Consider the following 26,141-nt stretch of genomic DNA (forward strand, 5'->3'; position numbering starts at 1 on the left):
CCTGAGAGCTATCCCTTGATGTACGGCACGCCGCTGGCAGCCGGGCCGCGGGACTTGCCCACAACGCCGGCCACCGCGAAGATCGTCACCACGTAGGGCAGCATCGACAGGAACTGGCTGGGTACCGGGGTACCCAGCAGGCCCAGGACGTACTGCAGGTTCGTGGCGAAGCCGAACAGCAGGGCCGCGGCTGCGGCACCAAGCGGGTTCCAGCGGCCCAGGATGAGGGCCGCGAGGGCAATGTAGCCCTGGCCGCCGGTCATGTCCTGGCCGAAGCTGGAGACCGACACGAGGGTGAAGAACGAACCGCCGACGCCGGCCACGGCACCGGCGAGCAGCACGTTCGTGAACCGGGTCCGGTTGACGTTGACGCCCAGGGTGTCGGCCGCCTTCGGGTGTTCTCCGACCGCACGGGTACGCAGGCCCCAGCGGGTGTGGAACAGCCCGAAGTAGACCGCCGCAACGGCGAAGTACATCAGGTAGCCGATCAGCGACTGGTCGAACAGGATCGGTCCGATGATCGGGATGTCTGCCAGGAACGGAATCCGGATGTTCGGCAGGCGCGGCGCCGAGTTCAATTCGGCCGGGTTCGCGCTGAGCACGGTGGAGAAGAGGAAGCCGGTCAGGCCGGACACCAGCACGTTCAGCACGACGCCCACGATGACCTGGTTGACCACGTACTTGATGCTGAAGACGGCCAGCACCAGGGAGACGAGCACACCGGCGATGGCTGCTGCCAGCAGACCGACGAAGGCACTGCCGGACACCGTGCCGGCCACTGCCGCGGCAAAGGCGCCGAAGAGGAGCTGGCCTTCGATGGCGATGTTGACCACGCCGACGCGTTCACACAGGACACCCGAGAGCGAACCGAAGATCAGCGGCACGGCGAGGGTGATGCTGCCGGCCAGCAGGCCGTAGAGGGCAATGTTGGGCGTGCCGGCACTGCCGACGGACCAGGAAAGGAACGCCGCCACGAAAACGACGCCGAAAATCACCGGGAGCCAGAGCGGCAGGCGCCGCCCCGAACGGACCAGGACAAAGGCCCAGGCAGCGGCCAGGACGAGCACGATGGCGCCTGCCCAACCGAAGACCTTGGCGGAGAACACCAGGTCCGGGAGCGTAATGGCTGCCCCGGGATCGGTCAGCCGGAAGGTGACATCGGTGGACGGGGCTCCGAAAGCGAAGAACACCAGGGACAGCAGGGCAAGCACGCCCAGCAGGATCGGTGTCTTCCAGCTGCGCACAACGGCAGCGGGCGCCGGTGTCAGCGCGGGGGTGGGGGTGGTTGCGGTGCTCATGCTGCTCCTCCGGCGGCTGCGGCGGGCTTGCGGGTGGAGCGGAAGGCTCCGGGCGGCGGGATCCTGAACAGCGAACGCACCAGCGGCGGGGCCGCGATGAACAGCACGATCAGGGACTGGACCACCAGGACAATGTCGATGCTGGTACCGGTGTTGGTCTGCATGGCGACACCCCCGGCGCGGAAAGCGCCGAAGAGGAGGCCGGCAGCGAAGGTACCCCACGGCGTCGAACGGCCCAGCAGCGCCACCGTGATGGCGTCAAAGCCGAAGCTGGCCGCCACGTCGGTGGTCAGCACGCGCTCGGTTCCGGAGACCTGGGACACGCCGGCGAGGCCGGACAGGGCGCCGGCGATGAGCATAACCACCACGTAGCCCTTCGTGGTGCTGATACCGGCGTTCCGGGCGGCGTCGGGGTTGGCGCCCACGGCACGCAGTTCGAAGCCGATCGTGGAGCGGTTGAGCAGCCACCATACGAAGACCGTGGCCGCGATCGCCAGGATGAAGCCCCAGTGCAGGCGGAAATCCGCGCCGAACAGCTTGGGGAACATGGCGCTGTCAGCCAGCAGCGGGCTGATCGGGTTGTTGCTGCCCTCCCGCTGGAAACCGGGAGTGGAGAGCAGGAACGCGACCAGTTGGATGGCCACATAGTTGAGCATGATCGTGACGATCACCTCGTGGGCTCCCGTGCGGGCCTTCAGCAGGCCGGCAATGCCGCCCCAGATGGCTCCGCCGAGCAGACCGGCGATGATCACCAGGACGATGTGCAGCACTGCGGGCAGCTGCCAGGTGAACCCGACCCACGCCGCCAGGGTGGCGCCCATGATGATCTGGCCCTGCGCACCGATGTTGAACAAGCCGGCACGGAACGCCAGCGCGACGCCGAGGCCGGCGCAGATCAGCGGGGTCGCGGTGGTCAGCGTCTGGGTGAGGGGGTAGATCGCACGGCTGAAGGTCTCAGCCTCCAGATTGATGATCGAACCCTGGAAGAGCGAGTAGTACGCTCCGGCCGCCGCGTCCCAGGCAGCGGCGAAGAAATCGCCGGGACGGTTGAACAGGTAGCCTGCTGCCTCTGTGGCTTCCTCGTTGGTCAGGGCGATCAGCACCCCGCCCACAATCAGGGCCATCAGGACGGCGAGCACGGATACCAGACCGTTTCCGGTCACGATCCGTTCGAGGACGCCGCGCCGGGTGTCCGGCTCCGGTGTCATGGTAGTGCCGACGGCGGCCGCGGGCGGCGCCAGCTGGCCTCCGGCGGTTTCCGCAGCTACTTCGAGGCGTGCCTCATCGGCAGCCGAAGTCTTGCGGTCTGGTGCTGGCCCACCAGTGGTGGACTTTTCCGGGCTCACTGCGCCCCTCCCTCAATAATTTGGTTTTCCTCGGGCGCGGCCTCTCGGGCCAGCGCCTCGTCGGCGGTCATGCCGGCCATCATCAGGCCCAGCACGTTCCGCGATGTGCCGCCGGGCACAATGCCCATCAGGCGGCCGCCGTACAGCACGGCAATACGGTCCCCGAGCTCGAGGACCTCGTCCAGTTCGGTGGACACGATCATCACCGGCGTGCCGGCTTCCCGTTCGGCGATGATCCGCCGATGCAGGAATTCGATGGAACCAACGTCCACCCCGCGGGTGGGCTGGGAGGCGATGAACAGCGAGAGCGGCCGGGACAGTTCCCTGGCCATAACCACCTTCTGCTGGTTACCGCCGGACAGTGTGCCCGCCGGGGTGGCCGCAGTCTGGGTACGGATATCGAATTCGGTGATCTTTTCCTCGGCGTTGGCGCCGACCACTGCGGGCTTCATCGACAGGCCGCGCGCAAACGGCGGCTCGTCATAGCGGTTGAGGACCAGGTTTTCGGCAACCGAGAAGGTGCCGACCAATCCGTCAACGTTGCGGTCCTCGGGCACGAAGCCGACGCCGGCGTCGATGATCTTGTGGGTCTTCATGCCCACGAGTTCCCGTCCGTCCAGCTTGATGGAGCCGGTCACGTGTGCCTGCAGTCCCATAACTGCTTCGGTGAGCTCGGTCTGGCCGTTGCCCTGGACACCGGCGACGGCCAGGATCTCGCCCTTGGCAATGCCGAAGCTCAGGCCGTTGACCACCGGCTGGCCGCTGGCGGAGAGAACCGTGAGGTTATCCACCCGGAAGGTCTCTTCGCCCGGGACGGCCGGAGCCTTGTCCAGGCTCAGGCTGACCGAACGGCCGACCATCAATGCCGCCAGTTCGGTGGTGCCGGCGCTGGGCTCTGCGGAGCCGACTACCTTGCCGCGGCGGATTACCGTGATGACATCGGAAACGGCCTTTACCTCGCGCAGCTTGTGCGAGATGAAGACGACGCCCTTGCCGTCACTGGTGAGCTGGCGCATGATGCCCAGCAGTTCGTCTGTTTCACGCGGGGTGAGCACCGCGGTCGGTTCGTCGAGGATCAGGACTTCTGCGTCCCGGATCAGTGCCTTGATGATTTCCACGCGTTGCTGGACGCCGACGGGCAGGTCTTCCACAAGAGCGTCGGGATCGACGTCGAACCCGTACTGGTCCGAGATCTCCCGGATCCGGCGGCGGGTGTCGTCCAGGTTGAGCATTCCGGCGAACCGGGTTTTTTCATTTCCCAAGGCCACGTTCTCGGCCACGGTAAAGACCGGTACGAGCATGAAGTGCTGGTGCACCATGCCGATGCCGGCGGCCATGGCGTCCGAGGGGCCGCTGAAGGTTACCGGCCGCCCGTCGATGAGGATCTGCCCCTCGGTCGGCTCGTAGAGGCCGTAGAGGACGTTCATCAGCGTCGATTTACCGGCGCCGTTCTCGCCGAGCAGGCTATGTACCTGCCCCGGCTCGACCACGAGGTCGATGTGGTCATTGGCTACCAGCGAACCGAATCGCTTGGTGATGCCTTGAAGCTCGAGTTTCACAAAACCCCAACCAATCTGTTCTAAAAAGTGCTGTGTGGGAGGTAGGGCTGTCCGGCACAGACAAACCGCCATGTCCCGCAGTCGCAACTGCGGGACATGGCGGTTGTCTGAGGGCAGTTCGCCCGCTGCTACTGCTTCGGGCTGGACTCGGATTCGATCGTGATCTCACCGGAGATGATCTTGGCCTTCAGGTCCTCAACCGCGGACTTGACGTCTTCGGGAACGTTGGCCTCCTGGTCGTGGAACGGCGCCAGGTCAACGCCGCCGTTCTCCAGGGTGCCCACGTACGGCTCGGCGCTGAAGTTGTCATCAACGGACTCGGTGAGGACGTCCTCGACTGCGTCGCCCATCAGCTTCATGACCGAGGTCAGGATGAATTCCTTGCCGATTTCGGCGGTCTCGTATCCGTCGGAGTCAACCCAGACGGCGCGGACGTTCTTGCCGCCTTCGTTGGCCTCGACCACTGCTTCCATGGTGCCCAGGCCAACCGGTCCTGCGACGGGCATGATGACGTCGGCGCCTTCGTTGATGAAGTTCTGCGTCAGGGTCTTGCCTGCGGCACGGTTGTCGAAGCTGTCAACGAAGGAGTCTGCGCCGAGGACCTTGACGTCGGCGCCGGTCTCCTTGTTGAAGTACTCAACACCCTGGGCGAAGCCCTCCATGAAGATGGTCACGGTGGGGATGTTCATGCCGCCGTAGGTAGCGACGGTGCCGGTCTCGGACGAGCCTGCAGCGACGTAGCCGGCAAGGAAAGCAGCCTGGGCCGTGTCGTAGATGATCGGCTTGACGTTGTCGAGCTCGATCGCGTTGTCATCGACGATCGCGAAGTTCACGTCGGGGTTCGCTTCGGCGGCGGCCTTCGTGGCGTCGGAAAGCAGGAAGCCGACGGTCACGGTCAGGTCGCAGCCGGCCTGGACCATGCTGTCAACGTTGTTCGTGAAGTCGGTGGGAGCCTGGGACTCAGCGTCGCGGGTCTCGATGCCCAGCGAATCCTTCGCAGCCATCAGGCCTTCGTAGCTGGACTGGTTGAAGGAGCGGTCATCCCAACCACCGGCGTCGGAGACAATGCAGCCGGTGAAGTCGCTGTTGGCTGCCTCGGAGCCGCCTTCTTCCTCTTCCGGTGCAGCACCGCAGCCGGAAAGCAGGAGAGCCGATACGCCGAGCATGGCGGCGGAGACGCCTGCGTTGCGCTTAAAGCTGCGCGGGTAATTCTTCAATGTTCCTCCAGAAAAGAAATGGTTTTCGCCGAACGGTGCCCTTTCAAGGTGCAGCGTGTGGCGCAGCGCTCCGTCCGTCGTTGGACCGCAGCAACATAACCATAATGTGTCGGAGGCAACACCAAATCCAAATTAGGTGCTGGCGGAACATTGTTTACATGTTGTTATCAAATGGGTACTTCCGGCCGGGACCGGAATGCTATGGTCCCGGCCCGGTCCGCTGCGCCGCGGCAGCCCTTATTGTGTCGTCAGGTTACGCGGCCCCGGAGGTCCGGAACGGGCGCGGATTCAGTGCCGCAGGCCCCGTGCGGCGCGGAGGGCGGCAGCCGCCATCACGCTTACGCCGCAGCTGATTGCCCGTTCATCCGGGTTGTAGTCTCCGCGGTGCAGATCGAACGTTTCCCCGCCCGGCGAGCGTGTGCCGAGCCGCATCAGGGCGCCCGGAACCGCCTGCGTCATCCAGGCAAAGTCCTCCCCGCCCATCGACTGCGGGGCCAGCACGACGGCGTCTTCGCCCAGTTCGGCGCGGGCCGCCGCCTCGATCAGGCTGATCTCGGCGTCGGCGTTGATTACCGGGGGAACGCCCCGGATGTGCTCCAGATGCACGTCGACGCCGAACGGCGCCGCGATTTCCCGCACCACCTTGTCCAGCAGTTCGCCGGCGGCGTGCCAGGCCTCGGCATCGAGGCAGCGCATGGTGCCGGCCATGAATCCGTGTCCGGGAATGGCATTGGGTGCGGAACCCGCGTGCATCTGGCCCCACACGACGGAAACTCCGCTGCGCACATCGATGCGGCGGGAGAGCACGGCCGGAACACTGACGGCGATCTCGGCCAGCGCGAAGACCAGGTCCTCGGTCAGGTGCGGGCGGGAGGTATGTCCGCCGCGGCCGCTGAGTTCGATCCGAATGGTGTCGGACGCCGAGGTAATCGCACCGATGCGGGTGCCTACCTGCCCCACATCCACCCGGGGGTCGCAGTGCAGGGCCAGGACGCGCGGTACGCCGTCCAGGGCCCCCTGCTCGATCACCGAGAGGGCGCCGCCCGGCATCACTTCCTCCGCCGGCTGGAAGATCACGCGCACCCGTCCGCCCAGCTCTCCGGCGGCGTCGAAACCTGCGAGCACCTTGGCTACGCCCAGCATCACCGTGGTGTGGATGTCATGGCCGCAGGCGTGGGCTATGCCGGTGTTCTCCGACGCGTACGGCAGCCCGGTCTCCTCCAGCACGGGAAGGGCATCGATATCCGCCCGGACCGCCAGCCGGACGGGACCGTCGCCAATGTCCACCACAACACCCGTGTTTTCGAGCCGTTTGGGTGTCAGGCCTGCATGCTCCAGGGCTTCCACAATGCGGTCGGTAGTACGGAATTCCTTATGCGAGAGCTCGGGATGCGAGTGCAGGTCCCGCCGAAACTCGATCAACCCGCCCATGAGCGGCGCCACACTCCCCCGTATTGAGGGGATTGGCGAATTGCTCAAAGGGATAGTCTGCACAACTTCAAGGTTAGCCAATTCCGGAGCCAAAGCGGGAATGTGCGACGCCGGAAACGACGCCGCGTGACGGTGTTCCGCGGACGGCCTACAAGACGTCGGTGTCGCCGCTGGCCTTCAGGTGCTCCACTGCTTTCTTGACTTCCTGCGCGTGTTCCTTTGTGGTCACCAGCAGGGCGTCCGGGGTGTCCACTATGACGACATCCTCGATCCCGATCAGCGCAATGACACGCTTGGTATCGGAGACGACTATTCCGGAGGCGTTTTCGGAGTAGACGCGGGCGCCCTCGCCCATCACAGTCAGGTCGCTGTTTTCCGCTGCGGGGTTCAGGCGGCCGATCGCGGCGAAGTCACCTACGTCGTCCCAGCTGAAGGCGCCGGGGATCATTGCGACGTCGCCTGCTGCCGCTGCCGGTTCAGCGACGGCATAGTCAATGGCGATCTTGGGCAGCGTGGGCCAGATCCGGCGAACCACTTCGCGGCGCCGGGTGGTGTCCCAGGCGTCGGCAATTTCCATCAGGCCGGAGTAGAGCACCGGCTCACTGGCTTCCAAGTGCTTGAGCATCAAGTCCACCGGCGCCACGAACATCCCGGCGTTCCAGCTGTAGCTGCCGCTGTCCAGATAAGTCCGGGCAACCTCCGCGGACGGCTTCTCCACGAACTCGACCACGGAGCGTGCGCTCGGTGCCCCGGCAACCCGGAGCTGGTCCCCTGCACGGATATAGCCGAATCCGGTGGACGGATGCGTGGGCTCGATGCCGATGGTGACGATATATCCCTGCGCCGCGGTGTGCACGGCTTCCCGGACAGCGGCCTGGAAGACCTCCACGGGGGCAATCACCTGGTCTGCGGCGAAGGATCCCATGATGATCTGCGGATCCCGCTTGTAAAGGATCGCCGCGGCAAGGCCGATCGCTGCGGCCGAATCCTTCGGCTCGAGTTCCAGGACCAGGTTCTTGTTGGAGATCTCGGGCAGCTGCTGCCGCACGGCCTGCCGGTGCACGGCCCCGGTCACTACCATGACGCGGTCCCCGCTGAGCGGGCTCAGGCGCTCGTACGTGGCCCGGATCAGGGTGGAGCCGGAACCTGTCAGGTCATGCAGGAACTTGGGTGCGGCCGCCCGGGAAAGGGGCCAAAGGCGCGTCCCGACGCCGCCCGCCGGGATGACCCCGTAAAAACGGTCAAGAACAGCGGACGTGTTGGCGGCTTGTGGCTTTTCGTTACTCATCACAGCCAAGATTAGCCCAGCCGGTCGGCGAACATCAGGAACCCGCCCTGATACACGGGTTTCATTGCGGGTTCAATGTAATCAGCGTCACACCATAGGCGAACCTAAATTGAAACCCCGGTCACGCCAGCCTAGATTATGGTAGAGCTTATATCGCTGTCGCACCGGCGTCTTCACTGCGTGGAACACGCGCTAACGCCGCTGCGATGCAGGGAGGAAAATTCAGTGTCGAAGTTACCAGCAGGCACTCTCTACCGTGGCCGTGAGGGCCAATGGTCGTGGGTTGTGCACCGTATCACCGGCGTGGCGATCTTCTTCTTCCTTTTGGTCCATGTTCTGGATACCTCTTTGGTGCGAGTTTCGCCGGAGGCCTACAACGTGGTGATCGAATCCTACAAGAACCCGATTATGGGCCTCGGCGAGCTTGGTCTCGTTGCGGCGATTGTGTTCCATGCCTTCAACGGCCTGCGTGTAGTCCTGATCGACTTCTGGAAGAAGGGGCCCAAGTACCAGCGCCAGATGCTCTGGGGCGTTGTTGCCCTGTGGGCCGTTACGGTTATCGGCTTCTCTATTCGCCACCTGCCCAACGTCTTCGGGGGTTAATAACCAATGAGCACATCTACTAACGAAGCGCACGCCCTCGAAGCACCCCGTTCAGGACGCATCGCCCCGCGCTACACGCGCAATGCCTCGGGCCGCGGCAACTTTGAAATGCTTGCGTGGCTGTTCATGCGCGTCTCCGGCGTGATCCTTGTTGTCCTGATCTTCACGCACCTGTTTATGAACCTGGTCCTGGGCGACGGCATCCACGCCGTTGACTTCGGCTTCGTTGCCGGCAAGTGGGCGAGCCCGCTGTGGCAGGTCTGGGACCTGGTCATGCTGTGGCTGGCCATGCTTCACGGCACCAACGGCGTCCGCGTCATCATCAACGACTACGCAGACAAGAAGGCCACCCGCATGTGGCTCAAGACTGTCCTCTATGTCGCGACCTTCGTGATCATCGTGCTCGGCACCCTGGTGATCTTCACCTTTGACCCCTGCCTTGCAGGCGCCTCGGCTGAGACGCTCCAGGAGTTCTGCGGCGCCAGCTAAGGCCGGCGCAGGACAACCACGGGTACGCCCACGATTTTCTAGTAGTTTCAACAGAAAGAGCATCTGCTATGCAGGTCCATAAGTACGACGTCGTCATCGTCGGCGCAGGCGGCGCCGGTATGCGTGCCGCCATCGAATCAGGTCAGCGCGCTCGTACGGCGGTACTGACCAAGCTGTACCCCACCCGCTCCCACACCGGTGCGGCACAGGGCGGCATGTGCGCGGCCCTGGCCAATGTCGAAGAAGACAACTGGGAATGGCACACCTTCGACACCGTCAAGGGCGGTGACTACCTGGTGGACCAGGATGCAGCCGAGGTCATGGCGAAGGAAGCCATTGACGCCGTGCTGGACCTGGAGAAGATGGGCCTGCCGTTCAACCGCACGCCCGAAGGACGCATCGACCAGCGCCGCTTCGGCGGGCATACCCGTGACCACGGCAAGGCACCGGTCCGCCGTGCATGCTACGCCGCAGACCGCACGGGCCACATGATCCTGCAGACGCTCTACCAAAACTGCGTCAAGCACAACGTTGAGTTCTACAACGAGTACTACGTCCTGGACCTCATCACCGTCGTCGACCTTGACGGCCAGAAGCGGGTTGCGGGTGTTATTTCCTATGACCTCGCCACCGGCGAGCTCCACATCTTCCAGGCCAAGTCCGTGGTGTTCGCCTCCGGCGGCGCCGGCAAGGTCTACAAGACCACGTCCAATGCACACACCCTCACCGGTGACGGCATGGGCATTGCGTTCCGCCGCGGCATTCCCCTGGAAGACATGGAGTTCATCCAGTTCCACCCGACCGGCCTGGCCGGGCTGGGTATCCTCCTCTCCGAAGCTGCCCGCGGCGAGGGTGCCATCCTCCGCAATTCCGAGGGTGAACGCTTCATGGAGCGCTACGCCCCCACCATCAAGGACCTGGCGCCGCGTGACATCGTGGCCCGTTCCATGGCCAATGAGGTGCGCGAGGGACGCGGCTGCGGCCCGAACAAGGATTACGTCCTGCTGGACCTGACGCACCTGGAACCGGCGCACATCGATGCGAAGCTTCCGGACATCACCGAGTTCGCCCGCACCTACCTCGGTGTGGAGCCCTACACCGAACCGGTGCCGGTGTTCCCGACGGCGCACTACGTGATGGGCGGCATTCCCACCAACATCAAGGCCGAGGTCCTCCAGGACAACGACACGGTGATCCCCGGGCTGTACGCGGCCGGCGAAGTGGCCTGCGTGTCCGTACACGGCTCCAACCGGCTGGGTACCAACTCCCTGCTGGACATCAACGTCTTCGGCAAGCGGGCCGGCATCTACGCGGCCGAATACGCCCTGACCGCCGATTTCGTCGACCTGCCGGAGAACTCCGAGCTGGACACGGTCAACCTGCTGGACCACGTCCGGAATTCCGAAGGCACCGAGCGTGTCTCCGAAATCCGCCGCGACCTGCAGAACACCATGGACCTGAACATGCAGGTGTTCCGCACCGCGGAAACCATCCAGCAGGTCCTGACGGACATCGCTTCCTTCGAGGAGCGGTACCAGAAGATCAGCGTCCAGGATAAGGGCAAGCGCTTCAACCTCGACCTCCTTGAGGCCGTTGAGCTTGGCTTCCTCCTGGAACTGGCAAAGGTCATGAGCGTTGCCGCCCTGCACCGCACCGAATCCCGCGGCGGACACTTCCGCGAGGACTTCCCGGAGCGCGATGACGAGAACTTCATGAAGCATTCAATGGCCTACAAGGTTGACGAAGCCGAGAATACCGAGCACACCGCCGGCATCCGGTTGGACACCAAGCCGGTCATTTTCACGCGCTACGAGCCGATGGTGAGGAAGTACTAATGACAACCGAAATCGCCGAGCCGGCCTCGAAGGTGGAGCTCCCCGAGTCAATCGGCGGAGAGATCCCCTCGTTCGAGATCACCCTGAAGGTCCGTCGCTACAACCCGGAGGTTTCCGACGAAGCCTACTGGGATGAGTGGAAGCTGACCATGTACGGCACGGACCGCGTGCTGGATGCGCTGCACAAGGTCAAGTGGGAGCACGACGGCTCGGTTTCGTTCCGCCGTTCCTGCGCCCACGGTGTCTGCGGCTCCGATGCCATGCGCATCAACGGCCGCAACCGCCTGGCCTGCAAGACCCTGCTGAAGGACCTGGACACGTCCAAGCCCATCCTCGTCGAGCCCATCAAGGGCCTGCCGGTAGAAAAGGACCTGATCGTGGACATGGAGCCGTTCTTCCAGTCCTACCGCGAGATCATGCCGTTCCTGGTCACCAAGGGCCACGAGCCCACGAAGGAACGCCTGCAGTCCGCCGAGGACCGTGAGCGCTTCGACGACACCACCAAGTGCATCCTCTGCGCCGCGTGCACGTCCTCCTGCCCCGTCTTCTGGACCGACGGCCAGTACTTCGGCCCGGCGGCAATCGTCAACGCACACCGCTTCATCTTCGATTCGCGCGACGACGCCGGAGACATGCGCCTGGAGATCCTGAACGACAAGGAAGGTGTGTGGCGCTGCCGCACCACCTTCAACTGCTCGGAAGCCTGCCCCCGCGGCATCCAGGTCACCAAGGCCATTTCAGAGGTCAAGCAGGCCATCCTGGCCCGCTCCCTCTAAGCAGTTCCTGCGCCAGGCGCCGGTAAGCGGATTTCACCGCTTACCGGCGCCTTTTGCATACTCGATAGAGTTGCTCCATGCCTTCGTTTGAATCTGTGTCCTTTTCCGGCGTTAACGGGACCACCCTCTCGGGAACCCTCGATGTCCCCGACGGCGGAGCCCGCGCCTGGGCGGTCTTTTGCCACGGCTTCACGCTGGGAAAGAACAGCGCCGCGGCCTCCCGGATTTCCAAGGCCCTGGCCGCCCACGGCATCGGTGTGCTTCGCTACGACGCCGCGGGGCTGGGTAGTTCCACCGGCAGGTGGGAAGACGGCAGCTTCAGCACCAAGGTGGCGGATGTGCTCAGTGCGTGCACCTTCATGGCGGATACCGGCCGCCCGGCCTCCCTGCTGGTGGGCCATTCGCTCGGCGGCGCCGCCGTCCTGGCAGCCGCTTCACAGGTCCCCGGACTGGATGCCGTGGTGACCATCGCGGCGCCCTTCCGCCCCTCACACGTCGTCCACCTCTTCGAATCGGAGCTGGACCGGATTCACGAACAGGGATCGGCAGCCGTAGATCTGGGCGGCGGGGAACTGGAAATCCGCCGCCACCTGATTGAGGACCTGCGCAGTCATGACCTCACGGACAGCATCAAGGCGCTGCACCTGCCCTTGCTGGTGATGCACTCCCCCACCGACAACACCGTGGGCATAGACAACGCGAGCGAGATCTTCCGGACGGCTCGGCATCCCCGTAATTTCATTTCGCTCGAAGGCAGCGACCACCTGATGGTGGACCGGGCCCAGACAACCCGCGCCGCGGCAATCATTGCCGCCTGGGCCGGAACCTATCTGGACCTGGGCGGGGAGTCCTAGTCCGGCTGCTTTCCGGATCCGAGCCTGACGTGCTCCTGCAGCTTCCACAGGCCGGTGGCATCGTGCTCGTAAAGGCCCACGCAATCCACCGTAAAACCTGCGGAATAGCTGCCCAGCCGGCGAACGGCCTCGTCCATGCTCTGCTCGCTGACATCGTGCGCCACCGTAACGTGCGGGTGGAAGGGGAAGGTCAGGTCCCGGGCCAGCGGGCCGCTCTGGAGCTCCTTATGCAGGGCAGTGCACTCGTCAAAGCCCTCGTCGACGTTCAGGAAGACCACGGGCGAAACCGGCCGGAAGGTAGCGGTCCCCTCCAACGTCACCCGGAACGGCTCCTGCGCCGCGGCGACTTTGCGCACATGCTTCAACGTCGCTTCCCAGTCATCCGTTTCCGTGGTGGTGACCAGGGTGATGTGGGCGGGAATCAGCGCCGCCATGGGATCCCCGAAGGACGCCCGTGCCGCCTTCAGTTCTCCCGCCATCGGCTCCGGAACCGCGATCACTATCCCCACGCAGCGCGCATCGCATTGAGGAGAGTGGCTGCCGTTCATGCTGCCGGCTGCCATGGCCTGGTCGTAGGATTCGGAGATTCTCATGGGACTACGCGGTAACGCTGCCCAGCGGCAGGAAGCCGACCTTGTTGTACACGTCCGCGAGAGTCACCGAGGCCGACTCCCTGGCCTTGGCCGCACCGACTGCGAGCAGGCGGTCCAGCTCGGCCGGATCGTCCAGGAGGTGCAGGGCACGTTCACGGATGGGCCGGATGTGTTCGGTGACGACCTCCGCAAGGTCCACCTTCAGGTGTCCGTACATCTTCCCCTCGTACTCCTTCTCCAGTGTTTCCACGCTGCGTCCGCTGATCAGGGAGTAGATGGACAGCAGGTTCGAGATCCCCGGCTTGGCGTCCCGGTCGAAACGGATCTCGCTGCCGTCGTCGGTCACTGCCGACTTGATCCGCTTGGCTATGATCTTGTCCTCATCGAGGAGGTTGATCAGGCCCGCCGGCGACGCGGCCGACTTGGACATCTTCGCCGACGGGTTCTGCAGATCGTAGATCTTGGCCGCTTCTTTTTGGATAAAGGCCTCGGGCACCACGAAGGTGTCGCCGAACCGCGTGTTGAACCGCTTGGCGAGGTCCCGGCTCAGCTCTACGTGCTGCCGCTGGTCTTCGCCCACGGGCACGCCGTGCGGCTGGTAGAGCAGGATGTCGGCCACCTGCAGGATCGGGTAGGTGAACAGTCCGACGCTGGCCGAATCGGAGCCGAAGCGCTGCTGCTTGTCCTTGAACTGCGTCATGCGGGAGGCTTCACCGAATCCGGTGAGGCAGTTCAGCACCCATGCCAGCTGGGCGTGCTCGGGCACCTGGGACTGTACGAACAGAGTCGCCTTGTCGACGTCGACACCGCCCGCGATGTACTGGGCAGCGGTGACGCGGGTGCGCTTGCGCAGGTCCTCGGGATCCTGGGGCACGGTGATGGCGTGCAGGTCCGGGATGAAGAAGTAGGCGTCGTATTCGTCCTGAAGCCGCACCCAGTTCACCAAGGCGCCGAGGTAGTTGCCCAGATGCAGGGAATCGGCGGACGGCTGCATGCCCGAGAGGATGCGCCGGCGGCTGCTGGAAGACTCAGATGTCATGGAGGAAACCCTTAGAACTGGTAGTCAATCACTACTGGAGCGTGGTCTGAGAAGCGGGAGTCGTACGTGGGGGCACGGTCGACGACGGCGTTGACGGCCCGTGCCGCCAGCTCCGGCGTGGCCATGTGGTAGTCGATCCGCCAGCCGGAGTCATTGTCGAACGCCTGTCCGCGCCAGCTCCACCAGGTGTACGGTCCGTTGACCTCACCGGCAAGGGAGCGGTGGACGTCGGTGTAACCGATTTCCTCGCCGAAGAAGCGGTCAAAGTAGGCACGTTCCTCGGGCAGGAAACCTGCGCGCTTGACGTTGCCCTTCCAGTTCTTGATGTCCAGGGGGGTGTGTCCCACGTTCAGGTCCCCCACCACCAGCACGAAGTCGCTTGTCTGCGCCAGGGCGGGCAGCCGGACGGCCATGGTGTCGAGGAAGCGGTACTTGTCCACCTGCTTGGGCGTATCCACCTCGCCGGAATGGACGTAGGCGCTGACGACGGTGAGGATCTTCTCTTCTCCCGCCACGGCGACCTTGAAGTCCGCCTCCACCCAGCGGCCCGAGCGTGCGAAGTACTCGTCGCCGATGTGCTCGCGGACGGCGACCGGTTCGGTACGGGAGGCGATGGCAACACCGGCACGGCCCTTGGCCTCAAGGCATTCGGCGTGCTGGACGTGCCAGGTATCACCGAGCAGGTCCTTCAGGATGGCGTCAGGGGCGCGAACCTCCTGCAGGCACAGGATGTCCACATCGCGCTCCGCCAGCCAATCGGCCATGCCCCGCTTGTAGGCGGCACGGATGCCGTTGACGTTCACGGACGCAATGCGCAGGGTTTCCCCGGAACTGTCCATAGTCCCTGTTGATGCCGTCCCTGTTGATGCCGAACTCACGCGAATAACCATACTCCTCAGTAGCTGTTCATCCCGAAACGGCCGCCCCCGGCACGGCGCGCCGGTGCGGCGCTCCCGGAAGCGGCGGGTGGGAACTAGTCGACTACGGTGCCTTCGACAGACCCGCCGTCGTCCTTCTTGATCATGCCACGGCCGTTGGACGCCGTGATCTCGATGGTCTCCAGGGCACGGTCCACCATTTCCCGGTCAGCGTCCAGGTTCTGGGCAATGACATTTGCCTGGACCTGGATGATCTTGAAACTGTGGTCCAGTTTCTGGTCGCGCACGGTGGTGCTTTCGTCGACAACCTGGACGCCGCCGCGGGGAGCAAGGCCGGCGGCGGCACCGGCGAACTTTGCGGTGGCCTTGCGCGTGGCACTCCGAACCGAGAACACCACGAACGTCGCGAGGAACAGCCAGCCGAGGGACACAATGACCACCAGCCAACCGATGACGTCATTCTGGTTGGCGGCAAAAACCACTGCGACCAGGAAGACAATGAGCATCACAACGATGCCCGTAGAGCCCATCTTGCGGCTAATGCCGCGGCCGGGCGAGGACGAGGACGACGGCGTCTGGCCGTTTCGGATCGACTGCATGGTTTTATTCTCTCAAACTCGGACAGGTGCCCGATGCCGCGTTCGCTCTGCGCACTGGTGCCGGCCTGCTCCGCGGTGGAAAACGGGGCAGCTGCAGTGGCAGACTGGCTCGATGCAGATCACCATCGCCACCGGCGACATCACCACCAGGGATACCGACGTCGTCGTCAATGCCGCCAACTCCTCGTTGCTCGGCGGCGGCGGGGTGGACGGCGCCATCCACCGTGCGGCGGGCCCGAAGCTCCTGGCCGCCTGCCGTGAGCTGCGCAGGACATCATTGCCGCAGGGGCTTCCCACCGGCCGGTCCGTGGCGACGGACGCGTTCGACCTGCCGGCGCGGTGGGTGGTGCATACCGTGGGTCCCAACGCCGGGGCAGGGGAAACCGACCCGGAGCTGCTGAGGTCGTGTTTCCGCACCGCCCTGGCCGTTGCCGAGGAGCTGGGCGCGGAGAGCATTTCCTTTCCGGCCGTGAGTGCGGGCATCTACGGGTGGGACCCGGAGACCGTGGCGGGAATCGGACTGCAGGAGGTCCTGGACCACACCCCGGGGACGTTGAAGCGCGCGGAGTTTGTACTGTTCAACGACCGCCTGGCCGGGATCTTCGCCCGGAAGTATGAGCAGCTGGCCGGCTGACCCGGAGCCTACTTCAGGAACAGCGCCCGGAGCCGGTTAGTGGTCAGGGTCAGGCCCAGCACAATCATCACCACGAAGTACAGCAGGTGCCCGGCCGTTCCCCAGCTGAAGATGCCTACGCTGATCTGCCGGAGCAGTTCGACGCCGTGCCACAGCGGCAGTGCCTGGATCACGGACTGCACCGCTTCGGGGTACACACTCAGCGGATAGAACGTGGCAGAGAGCAGGAACATGGGCAGCATGATCATTTGGACCCAGTCCAGCTGCTGGAATGTCTTCATGTAACTGGTTATTGCCATCCCGAAGGAGGCGAAGCCAAAGGCGATCACCACGGCGGCCGGAATCATCAGCAGCGCCCAGGGCGAGGTGATCAGGCCCATCGCGCCCATCACGGCGGTGAAGCCCGTGGCATACATGGCGCCGCGGAGCAGGGCCAGGAAGATCTCGCCCATCGCCACGTCCAACGGACCCAGCGGCGTGGACAGCATGCCCTCGTAGAGCCGGGCGTAGTTGAGCTTGAAGAACACGTTCATGGTGGAGTCGTACACCGCGCCGTTCATCGCCGACACTGCCAGCAGCGCCGGCGCAATGAAGTTGGCATACTCCATTTCCTGCCCGCCGGGGCCGGAGACCGCCCCCACCAAAGCGCCCAGGCCTATGCCCATGGCCACCAGGTACAGCACCGGTTCGACGAACCCGCTGACCATGATGCTCCAGTTGGTGCCCCAGGTGGCCTTGAGCCCGCGGGCAATCACGGCCCGGATGTTCCGACCGTACAGCGAGCCGAGGAACCTGTCCTGCGGTACCAGCGCAGTAGGCGCCGTGCGGTTTTCGATGCTCATCCGTCGAGCCTCCTCGTGAAGTTCCGCCGGGCCAGCACCAGTCCGCCGACGGTCAGGACCAGCAGGTACGCCAGGTGGAGGGCGGTCATGGCTGCCGGCTCCGGGTGGCCGTAGCTGAGCACCCGGCCCAGTTCGGTGGAATGCCAGAGCGGTGAGATCCAGCCGATCCAGCGGACGGCCAGCGGCAGCGACTCCAGCGGAAAGAAGGTGCCGGAGAACAGGAACAGCGGCATCACGATGAACCGCTGGACCATGGCGAACTGCCCCTTGTCCTCTTTCAGGGTGGAGCTGAACGCCAACAGCGGCATCCCGAAGGCCAGTCCGGCCAGCAGCGCCGTGAAGATCATGAGCCAACCGGTTGCAGGCTGCACCACGGCACCGAAGAGCACCAGGAACAGGTAGTAGAGGCCCGTGGTCAGCAGGATGCGGACAGTGACTCCCAGGACGTGGCCGAGGGCAATCTGTCCGCTGGAGATCGGAGAAGCGTTGGGCCCGTAGTAGGTCCGGTGCCACTTGAATCCGCCCATGACGGTGTAGGTATTTTCCTCGCTGGAGACCATTAGCGCTGCCGTGGCCACGAGGGCCGGTCCCAGGAACACCAGGTAGGACACGGTCGAACCGTTGCCGCCCGGGAAACCCGCATTCGAGTTCCCGTCGATCAGCACCGCCAGACCCGTGCCCATGCCCAGCAGGTAGACCAGCGGGGTGCCTACGGCGGTCATCAGCACGGTCCCCTGGTAGCCGCGCATCCGGCGGATCCACATGTCCGCGTAGTAGAAGGCACCGAAGCGCCGTGCCCTGGCGGCGGTTTGGCGCGGGGTCAGCGGCGACCGCAGCCCGAGCACCTCATGGCGTTCAAGTGCAGGTTGGGCAGCGGATTCCGGCCTAGTCAACGAGGCTCCTCCCGGTCAGGCGCAGGAACACATCTTCCAGCGAGGAGCGGCGCACCAGCGAGGTGATGGGCCGCAGCCCCCGGCCGGTCACGGCTTCCAGGGCGGCTTCGCCGTCGTCGGCATAAATAAGCACACGGTCAGGGAGGGTCTCCAACCGCTCCCCGATTCCCTCGAGTTCGGCGGCCACGGTGGTGTTGCGCTCCGAGCCGAACCGCAGCTCCACCACCTCGCGGGTGGAATGCTCACGGATCAGGGCCGACGGCGACCCTTCGGCCATGATCGCGCCCTTGTCCACTACTATCAGCCGGTCGCACAGCTGCTCGGCCTCGTCCATGTAATGGGTGGTGAGGATCAGCGTCACCCCGGCTTCCTTAAGCCGGAACAACCGGTCCCAGAGGATGTGCCGGGCCTGCGGATCCAGGCCGGTGGTCGGTTCGTCCAGCAGCAGGATCTTCGGGTCGTTGATCAGGGACCGGGCAATGGTCAGGCGCCGCTTCATACCCCCGGAGAGCGAGTCCACACGGGCCTTGGCCTTGTCGGTGAGCTGCGCGAATTCCAGCAGTTCGTCCGCCTTGGGCTGCAGGTAGCTCTTGGGCAGGCCGAAGTAGCGTCCGTAGGCAAGGAGGTTGTCCCGCACGCGCAGGTCCTCGTCCAGGTTGTCCTGCTGCGGCACCACGCCCAGGTGGGCGCGGACCTCCGGACCATAGGTGTTCGGGTCCAGCCCCATGATGCTGAGGTCTCCGCCGCTGCGCTGGGCGACGCCGCCGATCATCTTCATGGTGGTGGATTTCCCGGCGCCGTTGGGCCCGAGCAGCCCGAAGGACTCCCCCGGCGGGACGTCGAAGGAGATGCCGTTGACGGCGGTGAAATCGCCGTAGGACTTGGTCAGGTTCCGAGCGGAAATGACAAAGTCGGAGCGGATTTCGGGGACGGTTTTGCTTGATGTGATCTGCGACACCTGAGACAGCATAGTGGACGCAGAACGGGGCCGGTGCATGTTGCCGCGCACCGGCCCCGCCAATTGCACCGATTCGGTTCTAGGCCAGGATTCCGGCCTGCCGTTCGGCGGCTTCCACCACGTTCGCCAGCAGCATTGCGCGGGTCATCGGGCCCACGCCGCCCGGGTTGGGCGAGATCCAGGATGCGACGTCGGCCGCTGCCGGCTCGACGTCGCCGGTGAGCGTGGTTTCCCCGGTTTCCGGATCGGTGACCCGGGTGACGCCGACGTCCAGCACGATGGCACCGGGCTTGAGCTCCTCGGCACGGATCATTTCAGGGAAGCCGGCCGCGGCAACCACCACGTCGGCTGCCTGCAGGTGCTCGAACAGGTCCGCGGTCCCGGTGTGTGCCAGGGTGACCGTGGCATTGATCGGACGGCGGGTCAGGAGCAGGCCGAGCGGCCGCCCGACGGTGACGCCGCGTCCAACCACCAGGACCTTCTTGCCGTTCAGCGAAATCCCGTTGCGGACCAGCAGCTGCACGATCCCGTGCGGTGTGCAGGGCAGCGGAGACGTCATCGGTTCGCTGACGTTGAGCACCAGGCGGCCCAGATTGACCGGGTGCAGCCCGTCCGCATCCTTTTCCGGAGCGATCCGCTCCAGGATGGCATTCGCATCGATGTGCGCCGGCAGCGGCAGCTGCACAATGTACCCGGTGGTGGCCGGGTCCTCGTTCAGCTCGTCAATGACCTTTTCCAGCTCTGCCTGGCTGATGTCACCGGGAAGGTCCCTGCGGATGGAGTTAATCCCCACCTGTTTGCAGTCCTTGTGCTTGCCGCCCACGTAGGAGTGGCTGGCGGGATCATCGCCCACGAGCACGGTGCCCAGGCCCGGGATGATGCCGTGCTCGTCCTTCAGCACCCGCACCCGTTCGGCCAGGTCATCCTTGATCTCCCGGGCGGCGGCGCGGCCGTCCAGGATCTTCGCCGCGACCGGAGTGCCGAATTCGGTTTTCTCCTTAACCTCCCAGCCAAGGTTGACGCTGGCGGCCTCATCGGTCGCGGGACCCTCCATATTGGTTCCTTTCTCCACGGTTACCATTCCTCCTGTCCGGGGTAGAGCGGGAAGTTCTCAGTCAGTGCACCCACGCGGGCACGAAGGGCCTCGACGTCGGGCGCGGGCTTCAGTGCGGCGGCGATGATCTCGGCAACCTCGGTGAACTCCGTTGCGCCGAAGCCGCGGGTTGCGAGCGCGGGGGTGCCGATCCGCAGGCCGGACGTGACCATCGGCGGCCGCGGGTCGAACGGCACGGAGTTGCGGTTCACTGTGATGCCAACGGAATCAAGCAGGTCTTCGGCCTGCTTGCCGTCCAGGGCGGAGTGCCGCAGGTCCACCAGGATCAGGTGTACGTCGGTGCCGCCGGTGAGCACTGATACTCCGTGTTCGGTGACGTCCGGCGCATTCAGGCGGTCGGCAATGATCCGCGCGCCCTCGAGCACGCGTTCCTGCCGTTCCCGGAACTCCTCGGTGCCGGCGATCTTAAAGGCCACGGCCTTCGCGGCAATCACGTGCATCAGCGGACCGCCCTGCTGGCCGGGGAAGACGGCGGAGTTCAGCTTCTTCGCGTATTCCTTTTTTGCCAGGATCATTCCCGACCGCGGTCCGGCAAGGGTCTTGTGCACGGTGGAGGTGACGACGTCGGACACCGGCACCGGGTTGGGGTGCAGTCCCGCGGCCACCAGTCCGGCAAAATGCGCCATGTCGGTCCAGAGATAGGCACCTGCTTCATCGGCGATGGAGCGGAAGGCCTCGAAGTCCAGCTGCCGCGGGTAGGCGGACCAGCCGGCGACAATAACCTGGGGGCGTTCCGCCAGCGCCTGTTCGCGGACCCGGTCCATGTCCACCCGGTACGTCTGCTCGTCCACGCCGTAGGCGGCGACGTCGTACAGCTTGCCGGAAAAGTTCAGTTTCATGCCGTGGGTAAGGTGCCCGCCGTGGGCCAGGTTCAGCCCCATCAGTTTCTCGCCCGGTGCCATCAGGGCCGCGAGCGCCGCAGCGTTGGCCTGCGCACCGGAGTGCGGCTGGACGTTGGCGAACTCGGCACCGAACAGGGCCTTCACCCGCTCGATGGCAAGGTTCTCCGCCACGTCCACGTGTTCGCAGCCGCCGTAGTAGCGGCGCCCGGGGTAACCCTCGGCGTACTTGTTGGTGAGGACGGAACCGGCGGTTTCCAGGACGGCGCGCGGGGCGAAGTTCTCGGAGGCGATCATCTCCAGGGTGCTGCGCTGGCGGGACAGTTCATCATTCAGTACCGCCGCTATTTCGGGATCAACATCGATAAGCGGCGCGTTGGTGACGGGTTGGGTGGATACTCTCACGTGGATCTCCTGGGAAGGGGTTCTCTATAGGTCAGGCTACCTGTCGGGGCATAGGCCGGGCATGGCACAACAGTTTCGCGCGTGACCCGCGGCCCAGGCGTGCGATCCGTGGTCGTTAGGACACCCCCGCAGGGGTGCCGTGCCGCTTCCTGGTGGTAATCCACCTAACGCCAGTCGCGACGCTCTCCATCCTAGCCTCACCTGTCCCCCGTCTGCAGGGGGTCGGCGGAATAGCCGCAATGCCCGGACCGTTACGGTTCTCAAGAACGAAGGAGTGCACAGGTGGAAACGGACATACTGGTGATCGGAGCCGGCCAGGCCGGGCTCAGTGCCGCCTATCACCTGCGCCGCCGCGGCCTGGAGCCCGGCGCCGGCTTCACTGTGCTGGACGCGAACCCCGGGCCGGGCGGGGCCTGGCGGCACCGGTGGGATTCGCTGACCTTCGGTGCGGCGCACGCCCTGCACGACCTCCCGGGGATGCCGCTGGGCTCACCCGATCCCGCCGAACCCGCTTCCGCCGTCGTCACCAGGTACTACGGACGCTATGAGCAGGAGTTCGGGCTCGACGTCGTCCGGCCGGTCTCCGTGTCGACGGTGGCGGAGGGCGACGGCGGCCGGCTCGCGGTCCGTGCCGTGGACGGCCGCGAATGGCAGGCCCGCACGGTCATCAACGCGACGGGTACGTGGGACCGGCCGTATTGGCCCTACTATCCGGGGCGCGAGTCCTTCCGCGGCCGGCAGCTGCATACCCGGGACTTCCGCAGCGTGGCTGACTTTGCCGGGCAGCGGGTCCTTGTGGTCGGCGGCGGCACCTCCGCCGTGCAGTTCCTGCTGCAGCTGCACCGTGCCGGTGTGGAAACCGTCTGGTCCACCCGCCGGCCGCCGGAATTCACCCTCCGTCCGTTCGACTCCGAATGGGGGCGTGCCGTGGAAGCGAAAGTCAGCGCCAGGACCCGTGCCGGCCTGCCGCCGCTGAGCGTCGTTTCCGCCACGGGTCTGCCGCTGACGGATGAATACCGTCGGGGCATTGAGGACGGCGTGCTCGTTTCGCGCGGAGCCATCGACCGCCTGACCACCTCCGCTGTTGTTTTCACGGACGGGTCCGCCGAGTCCGTGGACACGGTCCTCTGGGCCACCGGTTTTCGTGCCGCCCTGGAGCATCTGGCACCGCTGCACCTGCGCGAACCCGGCGGCGGGATCCGCATGGACGGAGTCCGGGTGGTGCGCGAGCCGCGTCTGCTGCTGGTGGGCTACGGCGAGTCCTCCTCCACACTGGGGGCCACCCGCGCCGGCCGCGCAGCGGCGATTGCCGCCTTACAACAGCCGGCTACGAAAGCACCTCTTCCCAGTTGACGGGCGTAACCGTGCCCTTCTCCCAGTCACGCCGCAGGATCGCGTAAATCACCGTGGCGACCCGATGTCCGTCTTCCAGCGGCCAGTCCTCCCGGTGATGCGCTTCCTTCACGAAGCCTGAACGCAGCAGGGTCTTGCGCATGGGGATGTTGTCCTCCCGCGTACGGCCCGCGAAGCGGTGCGCTTCGGGGTAGTCGTCGAACACCATGCCGGTCAGGGATTTCAATACCGGGACGCCGTTGCCCCGGCCGCGGAACTTCTCCACCAGGCGCAGGTCCAGCACCGGCGTACTCGTACCCAACTCCTCCAGGATGACCAAACCCATGCGGTGGTTGTCGCCGAACACCCAGAAGGTACTCACGCCGTCGCCGTCGAACCGTCCCTCGATCAGGAGGCGCCGCACCAGCCCCTCGGAAGGCGCCTTGATCCGGTGGTAGGGGAAGCTGTTGGTAGTGAGGAAACGTACGAGCTCTCCCTCGTCCTTGTCAGAAAACGGAAGGAACATCACATCCATGTGCCCACCCTAGGTCAGGGCACTGAAACCGGTAACCTAGCAAGGGTGACAGACATGATTTCTCCTCCCGACGCCCCCGCCGCGAACGCCTTTACCCTGACGTTGTCCTGCCCCGACCGTCCCGGCATTGTCCATGCCGTCAGTGCTTCCCTGGTGGCGGCTGAAGGCAACATCACCGAGTCCGCGCAGTTCGGCAGTCCGGAAACCGGCTCCTTCTTTATGCGCGTGGACTTCACTTCCCCGCGCTCCTACGAGCAGGTCCATGCGGAACTCGCCGCAACGGCCTCTGTATTTGCCATGTCCTGGGAACTGCACCGCGCCGGCCGCCGGACCCGCACCCTGATCATGGCGTCCAAGTCCGGCCACTGCCTGAACGACCTGCTGTTCCAGCAGCGCGCGGGGACGCTGCCGATCGATGTCCCGGCCATTGTCTCCAACCACCGCGAGCTGGAGTCCCTCGCCGACTTCTACGGCGTGCCGTTCCACTATGTCCCAGTCACCCCGGACACAAAGGGCCAGGCGGAGGACCGGCTGCGCGCCCTGATGGCCGAACTGGACATTGAACTGGTGGTCCTCGCCCGCTACATGCAGATCCTGAGCAACGACCTCTGCCGCGACCTGTCCGGGCGTGCCATCAACATCCACCATTCCTTCCTGCCGTCCTTCAAGGGAGCGAGGCCCTACCACCAGGCGCATGCCCGGGGAGTGAAGCTGATCGGCGCCACGGCGCATTACGTAACTTCGGACCTGGATGAAGGTCCCATCATCGAACAGGAAGTCATCCGGGTGGACCACGCCCGTTCGGCTGCCCAGCTCGCGGCCCTGGGCAGCGATGTCGAGGGGCGGGCACTGTCCAAGGCCGTGCAGTGGCATGCCGAGCACCGGGTCCTGCTGGACGGCCGGCGGACCATCGTCTTCAACTAGGCGGTTCCTTCTACGGGTGCCGGCTTCCGCTGACCGGCCCCCGGCCGGCGCTACGCTGGGTTCCATGGCACACATCATTGAATTCCGGGGCAAGACCCCCGCCGTCGATCCCACCGTCTTCCTCGCTCCCACCGCTTCGCTTATTGGCGACGTCACCATGGCCGCGGACTCCAGCGCCTTCTACGGAGCCTGCGTCCGAGGTGACTCCAACAGCATCAGCGTGGGTGCCGGAACCAACCTCCAGGACAACGTGGTTCTGCACGCGGACCCGGGCTTCCCGACGTCGGTGGGCGATCGGGTCAGCATCGGACACAACGCCGTGGTGCACGGCTGCACGGTCGAGGATGACTGCCTGATCGGCATGAGCGCCACGATTATGAACGGTGCCGTCATCGGTGCAGGCTCCCTCGTGGCCGCCGGCGCCCTGGTCCTTGAAGGCACTGTGGTCCCGCCCCGTTCCCTGGTGGCCGGCATGCCGGCAAAGGTCCGCCGGGCCCTCACGGACGAGGAGATCGCCGGGGTGAAGGCGAACGCGGAAAACTACCGGCGGACAGCTGCCGAGCACCGGGCTGCCGTTGCCGGACAACCCTAGGCTTGTGTTCACTTCTTGACTGCAAAGGTGTGATGTAGCACGCTAAACAGATGCCAGCCCATCCATCCTCGACGTTGAGGACCACCCGCACACCGGGGACCACCACACCCAAGCCGGGCTCCCAGAGCGCCCTTCGCGAAAGCAACCGGCAGCGTATTATCGAGGCCCTCCTGGCATCGGGGTCGTTGACGCAGGCGGAAATTTCCCGCCAGACGGGACTGTCCCGCGCCACGGTGTCCAACATCGTGCGGGTCATGAATGAGCGTCGGCTCGTCATTACCGAGCCGACCACCAGCTCCGGGCGCAGGGCACTTTCGGTGCGGCTCAACGAGTCCGGAGCCGTTGCCGCCGGCATCGACATTGGACGCCGGCACGTCAGGGTGGTCCTGGCCTCGCTCGGCCACCGGATCCTCCAGGAGGAGTCCATCCAGCTTCCGCTGGGCCACTCCGCGGCAGAGGGCATGGATGCCGCTGCTGCCCTGCTGGCCCGGCTGCTGCGCCGGCAGGGGGTGGACCGCAGCGCCGTCCTGGGCGCCGGCGTCGGCATCCCCGGCCCCATTGACCGGCGCACGGGCACTGTGGTCCAGGGCGCGATCCTTCCCGAGTGGGTGGGAATCAACATGCGCGAAGACCTCGCCGACCGGCTGGGTGTGCCGGTCTACATCGACAATGACGCCAACCTCGGCGCGCTGGCGGAAGTCACCTGGGGGCCGCACGGCTGCAGCGAAAACCTGATCTTCATCAAGGTTGCCTCCGGCATCGGTGCCGGGCTGGTCATCAACGGGTCGCTCTACTACGGCAATGTCGGCATCACCGGGGAAATCGGCCACGCCACCATCTTCGACCAGGGGCTGATCTGCCGCTGCGGCAACCGCGGCTGCCTGGAAACCATAGCGTCGACCTCCATCATGATCGAGCTGCTTAGCCGCGCCTCCAAGGGCACCGTCACCACCGCGGACATCCTTTCGCGCGCCGCCGGAAAGGATCCGGCCACCCTGCGCGTCATTGACGACGCCGGCGTTGCAGTCGGCCGCGCCGCCGCCAACCTCGCGAATACCCTGAACCCGGAACTCATCATCATCGGCGGTTCGCTGACCGACCTCGGGGACACGTTCCTGGACCCGATCCGCCGCGGCCTGCTGCGGCATGCCGTTCCCCTTGTCGGTGAAACCTCCACCGTGCTTATGTCCTCCCTCGGGGACCGCGCCGAAGCCTTGGGTGCAGCCGCGCTCGTCCTCCAGGAACAGGGAACCGCGGCAGCGTAATAC

Annotated in this window: 26 protein-coding genes; 10 read left to right on the plus strand and 16 right to left on the minus strand. The window is 65.2% G+C overall.

Going from position 1 to position 26,141, the window contains the following annotated elements:
- Positions 1-8: 8 nt before the first annotated feature.
- From LOC56_RS12100 to LOC56_RS12125, 6 genes are all read right to left on the minus strand, one after another.
- Positions 9-1,298, minus strand: coding sequence for an ABC transporter permease (locus tag LOC56_RS12100; protein WP_229952504.1), 1,290 nt, complete (start codon positions 1,296-1,298; stop codon positions 9-11).
- Entirely contained in the window at positions 1,295-2,644 is a 1,350-nt protein-coding gene (locus LOC56_RS12105) for an ABC transporter permease (RefSeq protein ID WP_442860100.1), read from the minus strand. Before LOC56_RS12105 ends, LOC56_RS12100 begins: the two co-directional genes overlap by 4 nt.
- Positions 2,641-4,203, minus strand: a complete 1,563-nt coding sequence (locus LOC56_RS12110; protein WP_229952505.1) for an ABC transporter ATP-binding protein — start codon at positions 4,201-4,203, stop codon at positions 2,641-2,643. Before LOC56_RS12110 ends, LOC56_RS12105 begins: the two co-directional genes overlap by 4 nt.
- Before the next feature lie 128 nt (positions 4,204-4,331).
- Entirely contained in the window at positions 4,332-5,420 is a 1,089-nt protein-coding gene (locus LOC56_RS12115) for a BMP family lipoprotein (RefSeq protein ID WP_442860101.1), read from the minus strand.
- Between the two features lie 288 nt (positions 5,421-5,708).
- A complete protein-coding gene (locus tag LOC56_RS12120) occupies positions 5,709-6,851 on the minus strand; it encodes an amidohydrolase (RefSeq protein WP_229952797.1) in 1,143 nt (380 codons plus the stop codon).
- 148 nt (positions 6,852-6,999) lie between these two features.
- Positions 7,000-8,139, minus strand: a complete 1,140-nt coding sequence (locus LOC56_RS12125) for a mannose-1-phosphate guanylyltransferase (RefSeq protein WP_229952506.1) — start codon at positions 8,137-8,139, stop codon at positions 7,000-7,002.
- A gap of 225 nt (positions 8,140-8,364) precedes the next feature.
- Between LOC56_RS12125 and sdhC the strand changes: the two genes are divergently transcribed.
- From sdhC to LOC56_RS12150, 5 genes are all read left to right on the plus strand, one after another.
- Positions 8,365-8,742 (plus strand): succinate dehydrogenase, cytochrome b556 subunit, encoded by a 378-nt coding sequence (sdhC, locus tag LOC56_RS12130; RefSeq protein WP_146363726.1) that lies wholly within the window; start codon positions 8,365-8,367, stop codon positions 8,740-8,742.
- 6 nt (positions 8,743-8,748) lie between these two features.
- The gene (locus tag LOC56_RS12135; RefSeq protein WP_229952507.1) at positions 8,749-9,231 is read left to right on the plus strand and encodes a succinate dehydrogenase hydrophobic membrane anchor subunit; all 483 of its coding nucleotides are present in this window, start codon (positions 8,749-8,751) and stop codon (positions 9,229-9,231) included.
- A gap of 68 nt (positions 9,232-9,299) precedes the next feature.
- A complete protein-coding gene (sdhA, locus tag LOC56_RS12140; RefSeq protein ID WP_229952508.1) occupies positions 9,300-11,066 on the plus strand; it encodes a succinate dehydrogenase flavoprotein subunit in 1,767 nt (588 codons plus the stop codon).
- Positions 11,066-11,842 carry a succinate dehydrogenase iron-sulfur subunit gene (locus tag LOC56_RS12145; protein ID WP_227914227.1) on the plus strand — a complete coding sequence of 259 codons (777 nt, stop codon included), beginning with the start codon at positions 11,066-11,068 and terminating at the stop codon, positions 11,840-11,842. Before sdhA ends, LOC56_RS12145 begins: the two co-directional genes overlap by 1 nt.
- Positions 11,843-11,919: 77 nt before the next feature.
- On the plus strand, positions 11,920-12,696 hold the full coding sequence (locus LOC56_RS12150) for an alpha/beta hydrolase family protein (protein ID WP_229952509.1): 777 nt from the start codon (positions 11,920-11,922) through the stop codon (positions 12,694-12,696).
- Here the strand turns inward: LOC56_RS12150 and LOC56_RS12155 are convergent.
- The 4 genes from LOC56_RS12155 to LOC56_RS12170 all read right to left on the minus strand — a co-directional run bounded on the left by LOC56_RS12155 (position 12,693) and on the right by LOC56_RS12170 (position 15,805).
- Entirely contained in the window at positions 12,693-13,289 is a 597-nt protein-coding gene (locus LOC56_RS12155) for a 2'-5' RNA ligase family protein (protein WP_331460941.1), read from the minus strand. The two genes, LOC56_RS12150 and LOC56_RS12155, sit on opposite strands and share 4 nt — an antisense overlap.
- A 4-nt stretch (positions 13,290-13,293) precedes the next feature.
- Positions 13,294-14,328, minus strand: a complete 1,035-nt coding sequence (gene trpS / locus LOC56_RS12160) for a tryptophan--tRNA ligase (protein ID WP_229952510.1) — start codon at positions 14,326-14,328, stop codon at positions 13,294-13,296.
- An 11-nt stretch (positions 14,329-14,339) separates the two neighbouring features.
- Positions 14,340-15,167 carry an exodeoxyribonuclease III gene (locus tag LOC56_RS12165; protein ID WP_229952511.1) on the minus strand — a complete coding sequence of 276 codons (828 nt, stop codon included), beginning with the start codon at positions 15,165-15,167 and terminating at the stop codon, positions 14,340-14,342.
- 134 nt (positions 15,168-15,301) lie between these two features.
- Positions 15,302-15,805 carry a hypothetical protein gene (locus LOC56_RS12170; protein ID WP_229952512.1) on the minus strand — a complete coding sequence of 168 codons (504 nt, stop codon included), beginning with the start codon at positions 15,803-15,805 and terminating at the stop codon, positions 15,302-15,304.
- 112 nt (positions 15,806-15,917) lie between these two features.
- On the opposite strand from LOC56_RS12170, the gene LOC56_RS12175 reads away from it, so the two are divergent.
- Positions 15,918-16,439, plus strand: coding sequence for an O-acetyl-ADP-ribose deacetylase (locus tag LOC56_RS12175; protein WP_229952513.1), 522 nt, complete (start codon positions 15,918-15,920; stop codon positions 16,437-16,439).
- 8 nt (positions 16,440-16,447) lie between these two features.
- Here the strand turns inward: LOC56_RS12175 and LOC56_RS12180 are convergent, their stop codons facing one another.
- The 5 genes from LOC56_RS12180 to glyA form a co-directional block, all read right to left on the minus strand.
- Entirely contained in the window at positions 16,448-17,281 is an 834-nt protein-coding gene (locus LOC56_RS12180; RefSeq protein ID WP_229952514.1) for an ABC transporter permease, read from the minus strand.
- The gene (locus LOC56_RS12185; RefSeq protein WP_229952515.1) at positions 17,278-18,174 is read right to left on the minus strand and encodes an ABC transporter permease; all 897 of its coding nucleotides are present in this window, start codon (positions 18,172-18,174) and stop codon (positions 17,278-17,280) included. The genes LOC56_RS12180 and LOC56_RS12185 overlap by 4 nt, the downstream gene beginning before the upstream one ends.
- Entirely contained in the window at positions 18,167-19,132 is a 966-nt protein-coding gene (locus LOC56_RS12190) for an ABC transporter ATP-binding protein (RefSeq protein ID WP_442860102.1), read from the minus strand. The genes LOC56_RS12185 and LOC56_RS12190 overlap by 8 nt, the downstream gene beginning before the upstream one ends.
- 79 nt (positions 19,133-19,211) lie before the next feature.
- The gene (locus LOC56_RS12195) at positions 19,212-20,186 is read right to left on the minus strand and encodes a bifunctional methylenetetrahydrofolate dehydrogenase/methenyltetrahydrofolate cyclohydrolase (RefSeq protein ID WP_229952517.1); all 975 of its coding nucleotides are present in this window, start codon (positions 20,184-20,186) and stop codon (positions 19,212-19,214) included.
- 20 nt (positions 20,187-20,206) lie between these two features.
- Positions 20,207-21,490 carry a serine hydroxymethyltransferase gene (glyA, locus tag LOC56_RS12200; RefSeq protein ID WP_331460942.1) on the minus strand — a complete coding sequence of 428 codons (1,284 nt, stop codon included), beginning with the start codon at positions 21,488-21,490 and terminating at the stop codon, positions 20,207-20,209.
- A 282-nt stretch (positions 21,491-21,772) separates the two neighbouring features.
- Here glyA and LOC56_RS12205 point away from each other — a divergent pair, with 282 nt between their 5' ends.
- The gene (locus LOC56_RS12205) at positions 21,773-22,843 is read left to right on the plus strand and encodes an FAD-dependent oxidoreductase (RefSeq protein WP_229952518.1); all 1,071 of its coding nucleotides are present in this window, start codon (positions 21,773-21,775) and stop codon (positions 22,841-22,843) included.
- Here LOC56_RS12205 and LOC56_RS12210 read toward each other — a convergent pair.
- Positions 22,818-23,357, minus strand: a complete 540-nt coding sequence (locus LOC56_RS12210; protein ID WP_229952519.1) for a GNAT family N-acetyltransferase — start codon at positions 23,355-23,357, stop codon at positions 22,818-22,820. The genes LOC56_RS12205 and LOC56_RS12210 overlap by 26 nt on opposite strands.
- 54 nt (positions 23,358-23,411) lie before the next feature.
- Between LOC56_RS12210 and purU the strand changes: the two genes are divergently transcribed.
- The 3 genes from purU (at position 23,412) to LOC56_RS12225 (ending at position 26,138) form a co-directional block, all read left to right on the plus strand.
- The gene (gene purU, locus LOC56_RS12215; protein WP_229952800.1) at positions 23,412-24,281 is read left to right on the plus strand and encodes a formyltetrahydrofolate deformylase; all 870 of its coding nucleotides are present in this window, start codon (positions 23,412-23,414) and stop codon (positions 24,279-24,281) included.
- A 64-nt stretch (positions 24,282-24,345) separates the two neighbouring features.
- Complete coding sequence (locus LOC56_RS12220) at positions 24,346-24,873, plus strand: gamma carbonic anhydrase family protein (RefSeq protein WP_229952520.1); 528 nt, start codon at positions 24,346-24,348, stop codon at positions 24,871-24,873.
- 50 nt (positions 24,874-24,923) lie between these two features.
- On the plus strand, positions 24,924-26,138 hold the full coding sequence (locus LOC56_RS12225; RefSeq protein WP_229952521.1) for an ROK family transcriptional regulator: 1,215 nt from the start codon (positions 24,924-24,926) through the stop codon (positions 26,136-26,138).
- The last annotated feature ends 3 nt before the right edge of the window (positions 26,139-26,141 follow it).

The organism is Arthrobacter sp. zg-Y179 (genome assembly GCF_020907345.1).
Classification (GTDB): Bacteria; Actinomycetota; Actinomycetes; order Actinomycetales; family Micrococcaceae; genus Arthrobacter_B; species Arthrobacter_B jinronghuae.

Excerpts from the sequence above, each read along its gene's own strand:
- LOC56_RS12155 (WP_331460941.1), bottom strand. The coding sequence starts at position 13,289 with ATGAGAATCTCCGAATCCTACGACCAGGCCATGGCAGCCGGCAGCATG.
- LOC56_RS12195 (WP_229952517.1), bottom strand. The coding sequence starts at position 20,186 with ATGGAGGGTCCCGCGACCGATGAGGCCGCCAGCGTCAACCTTGGCTGG.
- LOC56_RS12220 (WP_229952520.1), top strand. The coding sequence starts at position 24,346 with ATGGCACACATCATTGAATTCCGGGGCAAGACCCCCGCCGTCGATCCC.
- LOC56_RS12135 (WP_229952507.1), top strand. The coding sequence starts at position 8,749 with ATGAGCACATCTACTAACGAAGCGCACGCCCTCGAAGCACCCCGTTCA.
- purU (WP_229952800.1), top strand. The coding sequence starts at position 23,412 with ATGATTTCTCCTCCCGACGCCCCCGCCGCGAACGCCTTTACCCTGACG.
- LOC56_RS12125 (WP_229952506.1), bottom strand. The coding sequence starts at position 8,139 with ATGAGTAACGAAAAGCCACAAGCCGCCAACACGTCCGCTGTTCTTGAC.
- sdhA (WP_229952508.1), top strand. The coding sequence starts at position 9,300 with ATGCAGGTCCATAAGTACGACGTCGTCATCGTCGGCGCAGGCGGCGCC.
- LOC56_RS12120 (WP_229952797.1), bottom strand. The coding sequence starts at position 6,851 with ATGGGCGGGTTGATCGAGTTTCGGCGGGACCTGCACTCGCATCCCGAG.
- LOC56_RS12180 (WP_229952514.1), bottom strand. The coding sequence starts at position 17,281 with ATGAGCATCGAAAACCGCACGGCGCCTACTGCGCTGGTACCGCAGGAC.
- trpS (WP_229952510.1), bottom strand. The coding sequence starts at position 14,328 with ATGACATCTGAGTCTTCCAGCAGCCGCCGGCGCATCCTCTCGGGCATG.
- LOC56_RS12165 (WP_229952511.1), bottom strand. The coding sequence starts at position 15,167 with ATGGACAGTTCCGGGGAAACCCTGCGCATTGCGTCCGTGAACGTCAAC.
- LOC56_RS12145 (WP_227914227.1), top strand. The coding sequence starts at position 11,066 with ATGACAACCGAAATCGCCGAGCCGGCCTCGAAGGTGGAGCTCCCCGAG.
- LOC56_RS12175 (WP_229952513.1), top strand. The coding sequence starts at position 15,918 with ATGCAGATCACCATCGCCACCGGCGACATCACCACCAGGGATACCGAC.
- LOC56_RS12150 (WP_229952509.1), top strand. The coding sequence starts at position 11,920 with ATGCCTTCGTTTGAATCTGTGTCCTTTTCCGGCGTTAACGGGACCACC.
- LOC56_RS12225 (WP_229952521.1), top strand. The coding sequence starts at position 24,924 with ATGCCAGCCCATCCATCCTCGACGTTGAGGACCACCCGCACACCGGGG.
- LOC56_RS12170 (WP_229952512.1), bottom strand. The coding sequence starts at position 15,805 with ATGCAGTCGATCCGAAACGGCCAGACGCCGTCGTCCTCGTCCTCGCCC.
- LOC56_RS12100 (WP_229952504.1), bottom strand. The coding sequence starts at position 1,298 with ATGAGCACCGCAACCACCCCCACCCCCGCGCTGACACCGGCGCCCGCT.
- LOC56_RS12210 (WP_229952519.1), bottom strand. The coding sequence starts at position 23,357 with ATGGATGTGATGTTCCTTCCGTTTTCTGACAAGGACGAGGGAGAGCTC.